13 protein-coding genes and 2 pseudogenes are annotated in these 19,971 nt (G+C 27.9%); all 15 read right to left on the reverse strand.

All coding sequences use genetic code 11. The annotated features are described in order from the left end of the window. Nucleotides 1-1,879 (reverse strand): N-acetylmuramoyl-L-alanine amidase family protein (locus CLOBL_RS22620; protein WP_077861091.1); only part of this gene is annotated, 1,879 nt, incomplete at its 3' end. A gap of 794 nt (nt 1,880-2,673) precedes the next feature. Next, nucleotides 2,674-2,796 (reverse strand): annotated as a pseudogene (locus CLOBL_RS22630) (hypothetical protein); the annotation flags it as partial. 1 nt (nt 2,797) lies between these two features. After that, nucleotides 2,798-4,525, reverse strand: a complete 1,728-nt coding sequence (locus CLOBL_RS22635; protein WP_077861092.1) for a phospho-sugar mutase — start codon at nt 4,523-4,525, stop codon at nt 2,798-2,800. A gap of 57 nt (nt 4,526-4,582) precedes the next feature. Next, the gene (locus tag CLOBL_RS22640; RefSeq protein ID WP_077861093.1) at nt 4,583-5,686 is read right to left on the reverse strand and encodes a glycosyltransferase family 1 protein; all 1,104 of its coding nucleotides are present in this window, start codon (nt 5,684-5,686) and stop codon (nt 4,583-4,585) included. Continuing rightward, nucleotides 5,683-6,861: a glycosyltransferase gene (locus tag CLOBL_RS22645; RefSeq protein ID WP_077861094.1), complete on the reverse strand. Its 1,179-nt coding sequence runs from the start codon at nt 6,859-6,861 to the stop codon at nt 5,683-5,685. Before CLOBL_RS22645 ends, CLOBL_RS22640 begins: the two co-directional genes overlap by 4 nt. Before the next feature lie 186 nt (nt 6,862-7,047). Then, nucleotides 7,048-8,044: pseudogene (locus CLOBL_RS27675) on the reverse strand (AAA family ATPase). Between the two features lie 280 nt (nt 8,045-8,324). Beyond that, on the reverse strand, nt 8,325-9,488 hold the full coding sequence (locus tag CLOBL_RS22660; RefSeq protein WP_077861096.1) for a hypothetical protein: 1,164 nt from the start codon (nt 9,486-9,488) through the stop codon (nt 8,325-8,327). A gap of 68 nt (nt 9,489-9,556) precedes the next feature. Then, complete coding sequence (locus CLOBL_RS22665) at nt 9,557-10,003, reverse strand: hypothetical protein (protein ID WP_077861097.1); 447 nt, start codon at nt 10,001-10,003, stop codon at nt 9,557-9,559. Between the two features lie 163 nt (nt 10,004-10,166). Then, on the reverse strand, nt 10,167-11,312 hold the full coding sequence (locus CLOBL_RS22670; protein WP_077861098.1) for a glycosyltransferase family 1 protein: 1,146 nt from the start codon (nt 11,310-11,312) through the stop codon (nt 10,167-10,169). Nucleotides 11,313-11,891: 579 nt separating this feature from the next. After that, nucleotides 11,892-12,314 (reverse strand): GtrA family protein, encoded by a 423-nt coding sequence (locus CLOBL_RS22680; protein WP_077861100.1) that lies wholly within the window; start codon nt 12,312-12,314, stop codon nt 11,892-11,894. A gap of 18 nt (nt 12,315-12,332) precedes the next feature. Next, nucleotides 12,333-13,301 carry a glycosyltransferase family 2 protein gene (locus CLOBL_RS22685; RefSeq protein ID WP_077861101.1) on the reverse strand — a complete coding sequence of 323 codons (969 nt, stop codon included), beginning with the start codon at nt 13,299-13,301 and terminating at the stop codon, nt 12,333-12,335. A gap of 27 nt (nt 13,302-13,328) precedes the next feature. Beyond that, entirely contained in the window at nt 13,329-15,383 is a 2,055-nt protein-coding gene (locus CLOBL_RS22690) for a DUF6311 domain-containing protein (protein WP_077861102.1), read from the reverse strand. Nucleotides 15,384-15,452: 69 nt separating this feature from the next. After that, the gene (locus CLOBL_RS22695) at nt 15,453-17,801 is read right to left on the reverse strand and encodes a glycosyltransferase family 4 protein (RefSeq protein ID WP_077861103.1); all 2,349 of its coding nucleotides are present in this window, start codon (nt 17,799-17,801) and stop codon (nt 15,453-15,455) included. A 17-nt stretch (nt 17,802-17,818) separates the two neighbouring features. Next, nucleotides 17,819-19,003, reverse strand: a complete 1,185-nt coding sequence (locus CLOBL_RS22700) for a glycosyltransferase family 4 protein (protein ID WP_077861104.1) — start codon at nt 19,001-19,003, stop codon at nt 17,819-17,821. Nucleotides 19,004-19,018: 15 nt separating this feature from the next. Continuing rightward, nucleotides 19,019-19,971, reverse strand: a 953-nt coding sequence (locus CLOBL_RS22705) for a methyltransferase domain-containing protein (RefSeq protein WP_077861105.1), incomplete at its 5' end; no start/stop codon positions are given.

Genomic DNA, 19,971 nt, shown 5'->3' on the forward strand with positions numbered 1-19,971 from the left:
TCCAAGCTCCTGAAGCTCCTAATACATAACCATCAACAGTTGTGTTAGCTAACATTGCACCTGATGCATTTAAGTAGTACCAAGTTCCATTGTCACTTACCCAACCAGTAGCCATTGCCCCTGATGATTTTAAGTAGTACCAAGTTCCGTTATCATTTACCCAACCAGTAGCCATTGCTCCTGATCCATTTAAGTAATACCAAGTTCCGTTATCATTTACCCAGCCTGTCTTCATAGCACCTGAACCACTTAAGAAGTACCAAGTTCCATTGTCATTTACCCAGCCTGTTTGCATGATTCCGTTAGCATTTAAGAAATACCAAGCTCCATCTTGTACCCATCCTGTAGCTTTAGTTCCATCAGCTTTGTTGTATGACCAAGTTCCATCTGTGTTCTTAGCCCAGCCAGCTGTTCCTGCTGGAGGTGTAGTAGTACCAGTTCCAGTTCCAGCTACAGTTGTGTAGATATCTCCATTTTCTTTCCAAGCAATTATGTCGTTATCGTCATATACGCTTATTGCATCTAATGAGCTATCAGTTGAATAAACATCTTCAAATTTATTATCTTGGAATTTAGAAATCTTTCCATCTGCTACAACCCATACATTTCCGTTAACATCAACATCATATGCATCACTTGAATAATCTGAATTTACATCTATATCATCTGAATCATTCTTTTCTGCTACGTAAGCATCTACCTTATCAGCATTTACTTGAGTACCATTAACTTTTAAATAGTTAAGTTTGTCCTTCTTTAAGTCAATAGATGTTACTTTAACATTTCCAGAAGTAACTTCAACAGCAAGCAATTGACTTCCTGATACTGTTACTTTTCCATTTTCTAAAGCATTAGTTATAGCTGCTCCAGCATCTTTAGCATCACCAGAATCAAGTTGGTCATCTGCTCCAAGAACTTCATAAGAGTCTACAGTCTTTGGTGTATAAGCTCCATCAACTTGATCTCCTTGTGCTTTAGATATTTTTTGGATATAAGTACGTTGAGTTACAGTTCCTGTTGTTACACCTGTAACTGCTGCTCCAGTTGTAGTTCCAGCCATTATTGCATTGCTATCTGTATCAGTTATATTAACTGTCACTAAAGCATAGATATAATCTTTATCTTGAGTTAATACTTGTGGTGCTTTTGCTAATGTTGCTAATAAGCCTGAATCAGAATCAACATCATCCTTTGAGTTACTGAAGTTGTCTATTTTAACCATTTTAGCCTTTTCTGTGCTGTATGCATATATGTTTGCTACATGAGAAGCATCTATATATTGTCCACTTCCATTAGTGAATCCATATAAACTACCATTAACTGTGTTGCTTGCTGCGTCGTTAGCAGTTGTTGAAACGTTGTATTCATACCAGTTATCTCCAAATTTGTTTCCTGTTAATATTCCAGTTTCAGTTGAAGAATTATATCCTAAGTTTGATGAATCTACAGTTATTGAACTTCCATATCTGTCAGTTTTCTTTAAAGCAGTCTTTAATTTTGTTGCAGCTGTATCTGCATCATCTTCTGGAGTTTGATCATCACTTACATTTCCATTTGATAAATCCACTAGATATTGATCACTTCCATCAAGAGTGTATGCATATTTATCTGCATATGTACCTTCAATGTCTGCATTTGAAACAGAATCTAATGACTTATCTTGATCTCCTGAGTTGTAATATAATCCGTCATTATCATTGTCGTTTTTATAACCTTCATAAAGGTAATTTCCATTACTAAAAGCTATTGCTTTATCAATAGTTCCGTCTTTTGTTGCTAATTGTGTTGTTGCTGCGCTAGCACCAGTTGCTGGTATTAATGAAACAACTGCTGCTGCAGCTATTAGTAATGTTGTTGCTTTACTCATTCTTTTTATCATTTGTATATTCCTCCTAAAGTTTTATCTTCTGTTTTAATTTATTAAGTATGTTAATAATACTTCGGTTAAAAAATATTAATTTGGTTTACGAATTTTATTATAGCAACTTTATATATCCTTGTCCACACTTTTTGTTGAATTTTTGTATTTAATTGGGAGTTTTATTTTGGGTTATTTAATTGAATATTAGTTACTATTGAATACTTTTCTTTTTATTACAAATACCTTTATATGTTTACATATTAAGGATAAACTTTAAATGTAGAAAATAAGGCACATGAAAGAAAATATGACAGATAAGATTATTAATTTGTCTTATCCGTCATATCATTCTTATAATTCTTAGTTTAATGTTTATTTCATAATACAATTTACACATTTATTCTTCCTGAGTCAACTGAACCTCTGATAAATCTATTTCTGATTCCTCAAATCTTATAGACTTGAATTTATCGTTCAGTGTACAGCTATTTCTCAATTCATACTTACTATCCATTAACTAATAAATCCATGTTTTTTGCTCATTGATGATACAATCCAATATTCAGGCACCCCGTATCTTTCATATATACCCTATAATATATTTGCTTAAAACACAAAAGCAGATAAGATTTCATGTGCCTAGTAACCTTATCTGCTATCTTTAATTTTATTTTTAACTTATGATTTATAATTTTTTATAAACGTTATAATACACTTATGGTTTGACACTAAATAAAAATTCTGGTTCTTCAACCTTTGGTGAGAGTTTTCATAAATTTTAAAAAGAAATATTCGTGAGACGAATACATAGCTTACTCAATCCAAACGCCATCTGCCCCTAGCTTGTAGCCATATACTGTTGTATTTGAAAGCATTTCACCTGATGCTTTTAAATAATACCATGTTCCATTATCATTTAACCAGCCTGTTTTCATCTTATCCTAAAATTTTATTAATTTTTTCAATTATTTCATCTTTAAACTTTTGTAATTTAAAATCTGAATCCTCCAGGTTCTCACCTATAACTGCAGCATATATTTTCATTTTTGGCTCAGTTCCTGAAGGCCTTATAACAAACCATGATCCATCAGTTAATACATATTTTAATACATTAGATTTTGGTAATGTCAAAACAGTAACTCCATTATTCAAAATATTTCTTGCTTTTGATACTTTATAATCAAAAATTGATTCAACTTTAACACTATCAATTTCAGTTATTTCATTATTTCTTAAATAATCTAAACATCTGCTTATCTTCTCCTGTCCTTCTTTCCCTTTAAGCTCTATTGAAATAAGGTTCTCTTTATAATAGCCATATTTCTCACAAAGCTTTATAAATGCTTCATATAGGGTTAATCCAACATTTTTATAATATAAGGTCATTTCACATATCATCTCTGCTGTTACTACTGCATCTTTATCCCTCGCATGAGTACCAAAAAGACATCCATAGCTCTCTTCAAAACCAAAAATAAATTCATTACTATTAGTTTCTTCGAATTTTCCTATAGTTTCTCCAATATATTTAAATCCTGTTAATACCTCGAATAGTTCTACATTATATTCCTTACATATATCTCTTACCATTTCTGTAGTTACTATTGTTTTAATTATTGCTCCGTTAGAAGGTAATTTTTCTTCTGATTTATAGGCATCTAAAATATAATGAGTTAATAAAACTCCAATTTGATTTCCTGTCAATATTTCATACTCTCCCTTAGAATCTTTAACTACAGCACCAATTCTATCAGCATCTGGATCCGTTCCAAAAATGATATCTGGATTAGTTTCTTTAGCCATTTGAAGTGCTAATTCAAATACCTTAGGATTTTCAGGATTTGGATAAGGGGCAGTTGGAAAATTTCCATCTGGAGCTTCTTGTTCCTTTACTATATTAAGATTTTCATAACCAAGTTCAGTTAAAATTCTCTTTATTGGTATTAAGCCTGTCCCATGAATAGGCGTATATATTATATTCAAATCTTTAGCATGTTTTTTTACTAAATCTTTTCTTATTACATAGGACTTTAATATATCTATGTATTTTCTGTCTATTTCCTCTCCTATTATATTTAATAGTCCTTTATTTACAGCTTCTTCTTTTGAAATCTTCTTGATATCTATGTAGTCAACATTATTTATTTCTGAAATTATAGCATTTGCAGCTTCATCTGTTATCTGGCAGCCATCACTTCCATAAACTTTATAACCATTATATTCTTTTGGATTATGAGAAGCTGTTAAAACTATTCCAGCTTTACTGTTCAATTCCCTAACAGCAAAACTAAGTTCAGGAGTTGGCCTTAAGCTTTCAAATAAATTAGCCTTAATATTATGAGCATTTAAAACTAAAGCCGCACATTCTGCAAACTCAGGTGACATATTTCTTGAATCATAGGCTATAGATACAGATATGTTTTCCTTATACTTATTTATTAAATATTTAGCTAGTCCCTCTGTCGCTTTTCCAACTGTATAAATGTTCAATCTATTGCTTCCAGCACCTATTATTCCTCTAAGTCCGCCTGTTCCAAATTCTAAATCTTTATAGAAACGGTCTTCTATTTCCTTTTCATCTTTTATCGATAAAAGTTCTGCTTTTGCACCTTCATCGATAATGTCTAAATTTAACCATCTGTTATACTTTTCTTTAAAATCCATTTTAAATCTCCTCTGTATACTAAAATAATTTATCATATAATTAATTATCAAATCTATTTAGAGAATATCTTTTAAAAATCCAACTAAGTTCAATGATAATTGTTTACTGCTATATTTATTAATAAGCTTTTCTCTGCTTTCATCATCTATTGTTTTATAATCAAACAGTTTCTTATGAAGCATATCTACACTATGTTTATAATCTCCAGTAATATCAAAGTAATTTCCATTATCGCCTAAGATTTCTTTAAATATTTCAATATTACTCACTATAACAGGCTTTCCACACATTATTGCTTCAACTGGTGGAATTCCAAAACCTTCAACATAAGATGGAAATACTAGAGCTGAACTATTTTGTATAAGCTTATTTTTTTCATTAGTATCAACATAGCCCAAATATTCAATTTTCCCATTGCATTTATTTATTTTACCATAAATTAGTTCTTCAATATTTTTATCTCTAATACCTCCTACAATTTTTAATCCTTTATTTCCACCATTATCAACATATTTTTCATAGGCATCAAGTAAAATTCTTATTCCTTTTCTTTCTTCTATATTTCCTATGAATAAAAAGTATTCTAAATCTTTTGATACTTCTATATTATCAAATTCTTCTTTGTCTATAATTACATAATTTAATAAGGATTTTTTATTTCCTATGGCTTCATATCTAATTTCACACTGCTTTTTTACAGTATCTGAAATATATATTATGTTATCTATCTGCTTAATTGTTTTATATAAAAAATATCTAAAATATAATCTATATTGAATAGAACAAAATTCAGGGTTTAGTATAGGTATCAAATCAAATATGGTTATAATAAATTTTACATCTTTAAATTTTCTTTTTAAGTTTACCGGTATTATAAAATTAGGTTCCCAAAAAATGTTTGGCTTTTCTTTTCCTATAACCTTTTCAACAAATTTAAAATATTTAAATACTTCAAAATTACTATTTATTTCTGTTCCATATTCTACAATATTTAAGTTCAAAGCTTTTAATTCTAAGATTTCCTTACTTATTACTACATCCGTTATTCCAACTATTTCTATATCACTATAATTCATTAATCCTTTCACAAAATTATATATATACATTCCAATTCCACTAGGTTTATTAGAAAGCTTTCTTATGTCTATTACTACCTTCACTTTTCTTTCACCACTTTATCTATCCATATTTTTTCTAAAACTGATACATTCCTTCCCCAAGAGTATTTTTCTTTAATAAGATTATACCCTTCATTAACTATTAAATTAATATCATCTTTATTATTTAATATATACTCAAAACGGCTTATGTATTGGTCTAAATTCTCAGCTATTAGTATGTTTTTCATATCTACTAACCCAAGCACACCTGAAGCTGCTTCTTTTGACACTATACATGGTATCTTGCTTGCCATAGCTTCTAATACTTTATTTTGAATTCCTGTTGCCGAAAAAATAGGATATATAGCCATATCTGCTGAATTAAGATAAGGCTTCATAGATTCAACATATCCTGTAAACTCAATATCTTCACTTTTGTATTTTAATATTTCCTTACTTGGATTACTGCCAACTACTAAAAGTTTTACATTAGAACATAGCAATTTTATTTTAGGTAACAATTCTTCAATTAAAAATATTACTGCCTGCACATTAGGATAATAAGACATATTTCCCTGGAAAATTATATTAACATTATTGTTCTTATTAATTTCTTTTTTATTTTCATTATTTAAACTTGTTCCATTGTAATTGACTACTATACCTGAATCCTGTAAATACTCCTTATCCCTTTCAGCTACTATAAATTTATACTTATAATTCTTTAAAATGTTCTTTTCAAATCTTCTTAAAAGATAATATTCGCCATACCATAATGGCTTAAGTATATTTTTAGCCTTCTTAGCTCTATTTAACATATTAAGTGAATATGCATCAATTAAATCTATACTCTTATTCTTAATATTCTTATCAAGGAAATATTTTGCCATTCTGAAACTTTGAACATGAATTATATCTGGCTCAATTTCATCATAAATTTCTTTTATTTTTTTATTTGCATCATATCTATAATAACAGTTTGCCTGTATAGAACTAAAATTAAACACCGTTTTTGACGCAGCTATTAACTGCTTTATTTTACTATCTTTAAAAAGATAAAGCTTCTTACAGTATTTATTCATTTCATTAACTAATACATCATAATCTTTATTATAAAACGAAACTAAGTATATTTCATGATTTTTGCTAAGTTCTTTTATCTGCTCATAGGCGATTATCTGATCACCTTTGGTTACAGGATAAGGCTGCCTCGCAGTTAAGTATAAAATCTTCACTATATTTTCCTCCAATAATCCGTATAGACTTATTTACAGGCATCCATATTTTACTTAGACTATGTAATACCTTATCGAAATCAAATACACATACATGATCTCACGTAATTTATTCAATTCATTATATCAAAAAAGTGGCATAAATAGCCACGTTTAAAAATTAGACTTAACCCAAATATTTTTATTTTAATTATTTTCTTGTACAATGCTAATTTCCTTACCTTTAAATACAATTGAGAGTTTTATTGTGTTTTCTATTCCTTTACTAATGAGTTCCTGCTCATATTTATTTTTTTCAATCTGTTTTAGTGCTTCCTGCGCAGCCATATCTATAGTTTCTTTTGATAACTCATTTATTTTTTTGAATTCAATAATAATCCCTAATTTTAATATATCTTTTGGAATTATCATTACATCATACCTTCCATAGCCACTTTCCTTATTTGATTTAACTTCATAATTCTCTGAAAGAGATACAAGCATTCCAAGGACAAAAGCATGATATACTCTTTCTGGTTCCTTCCCAGATACATCAAAATAACTTAGATTATCTATAACAAACTCTTTAAAAATATAACCAAAATTCTCTATATCACCACATATTAATCTGCTTAACATTTCTTCATATTTTTGATTAGTTAAGGTTTCTTTGAACCATTTCTCAATTAAATTTTCATAAAATATATGCACTTCTTCATTATAAGATTACTTATACTTTCTGACAAAGGACCTGCAGATGGATTTCTCAAAATTATATCTCTAAATTCACCTTTATCAAATTCTGATAATTTAGGACTATCTAGTAAATAATCATGCTCTTTATATAAATTAGATAATAACATCTTAATTCTATCTTCAAAATTATCATAGGACAAATGTTTCTGATTTTTAAAAGTAATAAAAATAACAGGATATTCTCCCTTAAGCTTCATGTTTCCTTTTCTTTTTCTATTTTTAAACCCTTGAATAAATCCTTAGTTTCTTCTTTTGTTCTTATATCAAAAAAATATCTAAGCATGCTTAAGTTTAGTGTCTTTCCAAATCTTCTTGGTCTTGGTGTTAAGATAATTTTTGCTCCGTTTTCTATAAATTCTTTTATTAATACACTCTTATCTACAAAGTAATTATTTTCTTCTATTAATTCTTTAAAATCAGAGGTTCCTATTTGTATAGTTTTTTTCACTTAATAATCATCCTCTCCATTAAGATTCATATATAATTATACTGTACACTTACTAGTCTTATTATTTTACATCTATTTTCTTATATTATATCCTATAATATATTTGCTTAAAACACAAAAGCAGATAAGATTTGATTTAATTAATCCATCTTACCTGCTATTTTTAACTTCTACATATATTGAGTACACATGATACCATAAATGGCATAAACTGTACATTACAATATATATTGTAGATTAATATAAGTATCTGCCCATGCCATTCTGCAAAGAATTATTTTTAATATACAAGATTTGAACCCACAAACCACAAAATCAATAATACTATTTCGCTTGCACTAAGCCCTATAACCAATAGTCTTGTAAAAAACTTCTTATTCAATACAACAATCATATCTGAAAATGCTAAAAAATAAACATATGAACCTATAATATAACGTGGAAGTGATGCTAAACCCGCTGAAAGCGGTATAAGAATGAAAATTACTCCCAAGGCGCCTTCTGCATATCTTTTTTTAATTATAAGCCATATTATACAAACAATCGCAAATATACTCCACATTAAGAGATAAATAAATGCTACTATTCCTTTACTAGGTATTACATTAATTAAATTATATATAGGATTTGAAATTTTCTTTGCCCAGGCAATTTGGACATTGGAGAACGCCATTGGATCTCCAATTTTATTCCATAGATATGCCATATATGAAAATAGGCCTAATGGAATTAGTGATACCCCTAAAATCATATTTGAATCTTTGAGAGTATTATAAAAAAACTTCTTTATGCTTTTATTAAACTTAAAATAATCATATATATACTGAACAGCTACTGCAAAAACCAGCATTACTCCCATATTTCTAGTTGCACTTAATAGTGCGCCAAATAGTCCTACTACAAGATAATTCCTCTTATTCAAAAAATACAATGATGTTATCAATAAAAATAAATACAAGGATTCTGTATATAAAATAGAAAAATAAAAACTATATATTCCAAAAGACATTATAATAGCAAAAAGTAAACCTTCTTCTTTATTTCCTCTAGTTTCAAATATGTATAAATAACTCATTATTAACGCGCCTATAAAAAACACGGTTGATACAAATGTTCCTATAATATTTATATTTACAGGAATTATGAAGTGAATTAATTTTATTATAATAGGATACAAAGGAAAAAACGCCCAATTAGCTTGACCATTTTGCTTTATATTAGACAGTGTATTATATCCATTTTCTATAATGCTCCTATACCATCCAGCATCCCAAATGTTAAAGGCATCAAAAAATGGTCCTTTTCCTTTAAAAATTATTCCATCTCCTAATACATATAATAAATACATTGAAATTCTCGATAATATAACTACTGTTAAAATTATTATAATTGTATTGTATTTTTTCTCTTTATAATTATATAAAAATCTATTATCAAAGTTCAAAGAGATACCTCCTATGATTAGGCACAGCCAAATAATAATTAATCATTATACTTGTCCATCATATTTTCTCATGTACCTAAATTAATACTTTCTACAAACATTCCAGCTAATATCTTTTCACGAGGTTTATTTACATCTGTAATATAACTGCAGTTATCCACCTTGAAATTTAGGCATAAAAACTTATCACCAAAGAATTCCTTTGGTATTTTAAATTCATATTCTTGTTTATATTGATCTGGCTGAAAGGACGATACTTCTTTATCATTAATAAGTATATGAACTTTAATATCCGGCATAGCTTTTCCCAAAACTAATTTTAAAGTTTTATCATCTTTTACTTCTTCTTTTAAATTTAAATATAACTTTGCATCATCTTGTGTCCAAGTTCCATTATCTTCAAAGTTATTCCATCCGGTACCTCTGCACTTTACTAAGCTATCATTGTGTTCTAAACCAAACATTAAATTAGTATTTAATGAATAATCTAAGCCATTAATTCCTGGCCAATCCATGAACATTTTATCCAGATAAAACCTTTTGTATTCAAAAGGCACATTAATATGCGTAGAATTAAATAATATAAAACAATATGAGCTAATGAGACATATGCTTATTATATATTTTAACGATTTTATAATGTAACTTTTCATAAATTCAAATCCTTTTAATAGTTCTTTATTGCATTAGTTCTTTATAGATATTGTAAGTTTTTTCTGCTGAAGCCTCCCAAGTGAATTTCTTTGCCTGAGCATGGCCTTTCTTTACTAAATCATTTTTTAATTCTTCATTACTTAGAATTTCATTCATATATTTAGCAATAGCTTTAACATCCTTAGGTGCAGCTAAAATAGCAGCATCTCCAGATACTTCAGGAAGTGAAGATACATTAGAAGTTATTACAGGTACAGAAGAAGCCATAGCCTCAAGCACTGGTATTCCAAAGCCTTCATACAAAGATGGAAAAAGAAATAAACTTGCCATATTATAAATTAAAGGTTTATCAGCTTCATCTACATAATCAGTAAATATAACTTCATCCTTTAAATTTAATTTATGTACTAAATTAAATATACTTTCAAAAAGCCAGCCTTTTTTACCTGCGATGACTAACTTCATATTTTCATTAATAAAACTATTTTCTTTTTTAAATAAAGAAAAAGCTTCAATTATAGATTCTATATTTTTTCTAGGTTCTAAGGTTCCCATATATAAAATATAGTTCTTAGGCAGATTATATTTTTCTCTTACTTTAGATTTTTCAACTTCTATATAAGATTTATTAAATCTATCATATTCTACACCATTGTATACAACTTCTATTTTCGATTCGTCTACATTTAAAAATTTCATAATATCTCTCTTACTGCTTTCCGATACAGTAATAATTTTATCAGCTCTATTTACACTATATTCAATATCATCCTTTATTCTTTTTAAATTATTTTTGTGCATAGTTTCTGGATAAAGTTCATAGGTCATATCATGAATCGTAGTAATAACTTTCCCTTTTATCCTTGGCGGAACAATAAAATTAAAAAAATGATATATATCTGACTTATCATTAAATAACCAATTATATTTTATAGGTATGTAATGCCATATCCTTCTATAAACTCCATATGGAAATAACGTAAATATTTTATTATTAAAATTTAATCCCTCTATATCTTTATATATATCATTTCTATTAATAAAATTAAATATATCTCCACATAAAGTTAGATCTTTAAACTTTTGCAGATTTCTTGATATTTCATAGGTATAAATACCTATTCCTGACCTATTTTTTAGACATGGCTGTAATTCTAGTGATACTTTCATAATGTTAATCCTCTTACTTCTAAGTTCTACTAAATATTATTTAACAAATTAAACTTATGATACTGCATTCCTAAGTATATTATATTAAACATTATTATTTTTTATAGTATCTATATTATATAATTATTCTAATAGTCAATCTACACTAAGTTATCATAGATTTTTCATCTTGTTGTTCACTTTAAATTTCTTCATTTTCATATCCTTCAAAAATATTAAAACTGGTATACTAATCATTAATCCTAATAATGCTTCTTTATTAAACGAAATATTGTATTTCAAATTTAAGTGCAAAGTAATAAAAAATATAATGCTAACGCTGCATATTAAAATAGCTTGCAAAAACTATTGATATTACTACACTAATAAATATTTCTAATCTTTTATCAGCTATCAAAATACATGTCTTAAAACATTCTGCTGAAATTGCAAAAATTATGTTAAAAATCATAACTAATAATGTATATTCTTTAAAATTAATTTTATCTAACAATCCCTTTTCATTTTGTACCTACCAATCTATAATATAAATTTATTTTATTAACTACAAAAAGCCACTAAATACCTAAATTTATATTATCATTTCTTTTTAAAGATAATTAACTTGCTAAAAAAATAATTCATTATTACAACGAAAATATTAGCTAAAAGTTTAGCTGTAAACTCATCTGATTTGGCTATTTCCACAGAAAAAATCATCCAAATAATCGTAAAACCAAGTGATAACAAACGTGCAACAAAAAAATAAAAAGCTTCTTTTACAATCAAGTTTAATTCCATACTTTTACTATCAAACACCCAAATTTTATTTGTAAAATATGCAAATAAAACAGCTAGCATCCATGCAATAATAGTCGATAAAACATATTCAACACTAAGTATCTTATTGCTCATAAAAAAAACTACTGTATCTACCAATGTTGTGAGGACACCAAATATTAAATAACTTATAGTTTCTTTGTTAAAAAACTTGTTTATAACTATAAATAATTTACTTATCATTTTCACCTTTTCCTTTCATTATTTATAGTCATCTTGAGGTTTATCAATATTAGTTTCCCTAATAATATATATTGGTCTATTTTTAACTTCCATATAAATCTTAGAAATATATTCTCCTAAAATTCCACATGATAAAATTATAATTCCTCCAATAAATAATATTAATGTAATAGTTGAAGCATATCCCGGGATATCTTTACCTGATATAATAGTCTTAATGATAATATATATAAGGTAGATAAATGAACATGCAGAAATTATTGCTCCAACAAACGATGCAATCCTAAGTGGAAAAGTTGAAAATGCGGTTATTCCATCTAATGCATACGTAAAAAGCTTCCAAAAGTTCCACTTAGTTTGTCCAGCAGCCCTCTCTATATTTTCAAAATAAACCCATTTAGTCTTAAATCCTACCCAGCTAAAAATCCCCTTTGAAAAACGTTGCACTTCGCTCATTGCAACTATTGCATTTACCATCTGACGATTCATCATTCTAAAATCTCCAGCACCATCAGGCATGTCCACTTCTGAAATTTTATTTGTGAGTCTATAAAAATTTTTACTGAAATATGTACGAAGAGCCGGATCACCTTTTCTTGTTCTATTAGCTGAGCAACAATCATACTCTTCCTCAGCCACAGCTTTAAGCATTTTTTCTATAAGCATCGGAGGATTTTGCATATCCGCATCCATTATTAAAACATAGTCACCTGCAGAATTCTTAAGCCCTGCATACATGGCTGATTCCTTTCCAAAATTTCTTGAAAAAGATATATATCTCACAAATTCGTTTTCTTTTGCATATTGTTTTAAAATATCAGCAGTATTATCCTTACTCCCATCATCTATAAAAATAAAATTGAATTTATATCCATATATTTGAGAGACAATTTTTTTAGTTTCAGTAAAATATATATCTAATACTTCACTTTCATTAAAGCAAGGTATAATTATGTCTACTATTTTTTTACTATCATCTCTTTCCATAATATTTTCTTATCATCCCTTCTGCTATTAGTATTGCTTAGAAATCAAAATTTTATTTAATACTGCATCATCTTTATCTCCGTTAAATACTTTACATTCAAAATCCATCAAATCATTTTTTGAATTAAATTTAAAAACTATTTTTTCATTATTTCTTTCAATTTCTTCAATCTCTACTTTACCTTCACCTTTATTATAAGATGCATCATATTTAACATTCTTAAGATTGCTTCCTAAAATTGATATTGTATAATTTCCAGCTTTTATATCTATATATGGACCATAAGATAGCCCCTGTGAATTTATTGTTCTTCCATCCTGATTATCTTTTCCATTATTTAAAAATTCATTATTAGTCGGTAAAATATTAACTTCTGATTTTAAGGCTTCATTTAAATCTAGCCTTTGCTGCTCCATGGAAGGAATTTTTTCACTTACACCTATTATCATACCATCTACTTTATAATAATTTAATGGGTAATTCTTTAATGCATATATTACATTATCATTACTTCCTAAAATATATATTACATCATTTTCACTTTTTCCTTCTCGTAAGTCTTGTACATACTTACTCTTAATAGACTCAACAGAGTTAGTATCTTTTCTTGATATGTATCCATCATTCAATGTCATATTATTGTTGACTGCATAATCATTTAGATCCCATAACAAGTTATCATCTTCCACTATATTTCTCAAAAAAACTATATGTTTGTATTTTCTTTGACTTAATTCATTCCAAATTGGAGATTCAAGCTTTGAAACAAATTCTTTTTCATTTGCAAAACGTGAATATGAGTTTCCAATCATACCTGATAAATCCGACATTTGTACTATAACACAAATTCCCAAAAATAAAATTGCCTGTCTTTTCGTGCTTTCACTTACTATCATCCTTATGGAAAATATAACCACAAAGTACCAAATAGGCCACATAAATCTTCCTGTTGATTTAAAAATATTTAAAAGCTTTATAATGACTTTAGGGTATGGAATTGTAAATAATATGTTTTGATTTAAGCTAACTTGAGGGCTTAATGATAAAATGAAAAACACTATCATAGCCGCAAACAATATAAATTCCTTTATATTACCTTTTATATATAATAAAACTTCTTCCTTCTTAATTTTAAGCAAGTTACCTATATGAATATATATAGCAACGACTAATGCTAATATCACGCCTAAACCTAAGTAAGCAAGCCCTTCATATTGCCCAGTAGTTGCTGTAGGTAAACCTACCAAATATTTTGAGCATCCTTGAGAGTTAAATAAAGCATTTATATTTGCACTGTATAATCCTAGCCCTGGACTCTGAAAATCTGAACTTCCTACAAATGCTCCTAATAAAAATAATATAAATAATGCGCTTAATATAAATGTACTAAATATACTTAATACTCTTAAAATATTTTTATATTCAATATAATCTACTATTAAATAACATATTAGAATTATCATTACCATAGGTAAAAAATACATATGTATACTTACAATTAACCCTGAAAATATAGGCCATATTATTAAATTCTTTTTTAAACTCTTAATCTCATCTTTATTAATGAAAATATACATACTTAACAATATAATCCAATGTCCTCCCAAAGCTGCATGCCCAAACATTCTAAATATAACTATTGGAGAAAGTAAAAAAAACATTGAACTTCCTACGCATATTAAATTGCTTTTTGTAAATTTCCTTACAATTATTGCTCCTAATCCACCTTGAATCATATATGAAAAAATGCCCCATATTCCAAAGTATTGAAACTTACTTGGAAGAATTGGTGATAATATTTTAAAAATAATTGAAAGAACCGGAATTGTATCCATATATAAAACAGATACTTTGTATGGATATATAAGACCACTAATAAGACCAAAAGGAAAATCCCATTGAGAGGCTCTAAAAAACTTCCATCCAATATAATGTTGTGATAAGTCCCCACCTTCCATCAACCAACTGTCATAAGTAACATTTAATACTTTTATTCCATAAATCGAAACAAATGTTATAGCCCCTAATAAGCATCCTAACATGAATATGATCTTTTTATTCTTACTTTCTACACTCTCCATACATTTCTCCTTTAGTTAGAATACCCAACATATTCCATAAATTTTAACATAAAATCTTCATATTAATTATTATACATTATAAACTTGGTTCACTTTGGAATTGAATTTATCAACAATCGAATTCCAATTAAAGTTTTTTTCACAATATTCACTTGCATTAATTATTAATTCATCATCATTTTTAACATCAAAATCATTAATTTCCAAATGCATTTCATTAATATCTCTAATAATGAAAATATCCTTATTATCTATTCCTCTTGTTCCAAATTCTGTTGTAATTATAGGTATGCCTGCTGCCATATAATCAAACATTTTTAAGTTTGTCCCAGACCCCGACATCATTGGGTTTAATGCAAAATCAACTACTGAAAATATTCTATTTTTCTCCGCTTCCGAAACTAATCCTAACAATCCGACATTTTCCGGAATTTCTTTATTTTCAAAATACGCACATTGACTTCCCATTAACATAAATTTCACATCTGGGCATTTACCTGCTATTTCGAATATCTTTTCACATGCTTCTAAATTAGGACCATGCCAGCTTCCCATAAATAACCCTATTTTTTCATTTTTTAATCCAAGTTTATTTTTGTTTTTTAATCGTTCTTCTAGATCAGTAAACGTAGTTGTAGTTGTATCAACCCCATTTGGTACTACAATTATTTTGTCTCTAGAAACCGAATATAGCTCGGATAACTTAATTTTGTCTTCTTCAGAACAGGTTATTATTAATCTGCTTTTTTCACAGCACTCTTTCTCTATATCATATACTACCTTTAATATATCTCTTGCTTCTTTATTATCTGGGAGCATTTCTTTCTTCATAACATATTCAACATTATGTGCTTCATATATAAAGTCTTTCCCATCTAAATATTTTTTCGCTTCATATAAAAGATATGGATGTGATACTATAACTAATTCCGATTCGTCAATAGATTTTTTAATTTCCTGTGAATACTCAGTAGTATATTTGCTTAAAATAGGCATAACTACATCTGTAATTGCTGTACCCACTTTTACTTCTACCTTAGATTCCTCTTCTTGATGTTTAATACTCTTGGGGATTCTATTCTCCAAAAGACCAGGTGAAATATATCCTTTGAATCTTTTATCATCGGTTGCTGTAAATGATACTATTTCAACATCCCATTCTTTTGCCATATTCTTATATATATTGTAAATTCTTGACTGGCCGCCACCTTTTGGTGGATAAATTGGAAAGGTTGATGTAACAGTAATTTTTTTTCTCTTAGACTGATTAATAGTTGAATTTGTTATTTTACTTACTGTATTATTCCATGTTATATCTTTTACCTTATTATAAGCACGCTCTCCCATTTCTTTTACTTCATTCAGATTTAAATTTGCTAATTTCTCAATACTTTTCCCAATATCTACGGTATTTGACTTGGATATAAATCCTGTCACACCATCTTCTACAAACTCAGTAACTCCTCCAGCATCATAAGTAGTTATGACTGGTTTTCTACTCATCATTGCTTCTATAGTTACCAATCCATAGTCTTCTTCATAAGGAATAAATATTACACCTTTTGAATTCGAATAATATTGTATTAATTCTTCGTCATTTACAAAACCAACAAATTCAATTCTTTTATCACTAGCTGCAAGTTTTTTCAGTTCCTTTTCCATTGGGCCCGTTCCTGCAATTTTTAGTTTTATGTTTGCCTTCACATGCTTCATTGATTCTATAATCAAATCTATTCTCTTAGCACTATCTAGCCTACTTACTGTAAATAGATATTCATATTCTCCTTCTTGGAAATATGGTAATGCTGATGGTGGATATACAACTTCTACATTTGCATCCTTAATAAAGTATTCTTTTCTATTTTTTACTGTTTTTGAAATAGCATAAAATTTTCTTGTGTTTTCCAATGATTTATTATCAAAAAAAGTTATTACTTTCTTTAAAAATGGACTTGGTAACTCAAAATGATTTTTAGGTATTTTGGCCTGATTTGCTTTTATTTCATCTAGTATAGAAAATAGCCCATCAATATTTGCATCTTCTCTTTCCATATATTCTACTGCTCTTTTAATATATGAATTATCCAAAGTAGGTTCATCTGGTAAATTCATAAAATGATACGTATCATATAATCCTCTTAACCTATGAGCCATATAGCAAATATGATTTTTATGTTTAACCATCCATGCTGGATATTTTGCAGTTATTATCATATCGAAATGAGATAAATCCAAATTATAAAATTGTTTATAACTATCAATTAAGTTCCAAAAATTATCTTCTTTAGTTGGCAGTTTTATTAATTCAACTTTATGTTCTGATAAATTGTTAATATTATCTTGTAATCCCCATAATAAATATTCCATTCCACCAACTGTAAATGGGACTGCACTTGGCCCTACTATTGCTATTTTCATATAATAATCACTCCATACTATATTCGTTCTAAATACTCATTTAATTTTTCTATTGTAATATTCCAATTATATTTTCTACTAAATTCATATGCATTTTTACTCATAACTTCTAATACATCTCTATTATCATTTAAATATTTTATTTTTTCTGCTATTGCTTCACCTGTTGGTTCTACAATAAAGCCATTTTTTCCATCTTCTATGAACTCCATATAACCACCGCCATCGCTGCATGTTATAACTGGCTTTCCAAATGCCATAGCTTCTATTGCAGTCAAGCCATAATCTTCTTCATAAGATGGACATACTACACAAAGTGCATTTGAATATTCTTTAATCAATTCTTTTTCAGATACTTTTCCAGTAAACACTACATTTGATTTTATTGTATCATTAATTTTTAATTTATTTGCATTAAAAACAGTTTTTTTCCATAGCTCATTGTCTTCAATTTTAATATTTTTTTGATGAGCTTCTTGAAGATATTTATCAATCCTCTTCAAATCTTCTGTTTTTCCGCCTTCTCCAACCAATCTACCTTCAATACTTGGTATATACTTCATTGCATGTAAAAATAATTCCGGCCTTTTAGGAAATTCATGCCTACCTACACATATTGGACTTTTAAAATCAACGTTCCCACTAAACTCATATATATTATCATTAATTCCAGCTTCAAATATATTAATATTTTTTTCATCGATGTTATTAAAATTCATTAATCTCTTAGCCACATGCTTACTTCCTGCCAAGTAATGCTTATCATTAGTAATATACTTACTGTCAATCGCTCTTATAGTTTCTTTAGTTTGCTTATCTAATTCTGGATTTTTAGATAAGGTTTCAACATATACATCATATAAATCATAATATAGTTTTAAATGATGATAAAATAGTACTACTGTTTTAGGATGTCTTACTGCATATGAAGGTGGTTGGGTTGCTATAACTATATCATAATTACCTAAATCTAATTTTTCAAATTCTTGTATAGCACCAGCATATCTAAAAAATTCTTCATTTTTATTATAAACATTTTCTGGAACTTTAATATTCCCTATATTAAACCTTTTCGTTAACATATCTACTTTTGTATAATCTACATGATGGCCATATTTTTTTAAACCTTTAATGATCCTATCTACAACTATTTCAAAACCGCCAACAATCCTATAATCTGGTTTTACTATTGCTATTTTCATGAGACTCCCCCCTAATTACTTTCTAGCAATTATTGCATAGTCTTGGCTGCCAAACAATAATCCACTTAAAAGATTTACGCCGTTATTAAACTCTTCTAAATTATTTATATTACTTCCATCCAATAGTGGTAAATTATATTGTATCTTACTACTATCTGTATATACTATCTCAATTTCTTTAAACCCTGCTTTCTCTAAAATAAATTTGAAAGTTTCAGGATGCACTGGATTTTTATGTGACGGATCCAAATAAAAACTATTAGAAAAAGTCGATAACATAGTTGGATTTGGAGTTTCAGCAATAAAGTATGCTCCATTTTCTAATTTATCATATATTTTAGATATAAGTTCTATTAAATATTCAGTTTCTAAATGTTCCGCTACCTGACTCATAAACACTCCGCCTATTGAATTATCATTTACTTTACTAATATGCGATACAGCATCATCTAAAAGTGCATCTAATTTCTTATATTCACAGTAATCAACAAAGTCTTTACAAACATCAATACCTTTAGCACTTATATTATTTTCCTTTAATAGTTCTAAAAATTCTCCACGACCACAACCGATATCTAAAATATTTGCTTTCCCATTAAAGTATTTTAAATAAATAGCTTGTGTTTCTTTAATCTTTTTACATGAACCTCTGAATCTATTTTCAAATTCAAAATAATCGATACCATATTGATTTAATGCTAATTTTGGGTTTTCTTGAAACTCACCGTTGATTTTTTCATTTTCAATTCTGCTTTCATTTTTTTGTATTGCAGGTTTATTTAATTTAGACAAAGTAAATTTAAAATAATCTAATTCTTCATCTATACTTTCATCTTTGTCATTTAGCACTTCTGTTACTTTATTCAAATTCTTAATTTCAAAAATTATGTCTTCAAGTTTATTTAAAAGAATTTTATTCTTTTCTTCTAATTCATTATTCTTTTCTTCTAATTCATTATTCTTTTCTT

Source organism: Clostridium sp. BL-8, from assembly GCF_002006495.1.
Classification (GTDB): Bacteria; Bacillota; Clostridia; order Clostridiales; family Clostridiaceae; genus Clostridium.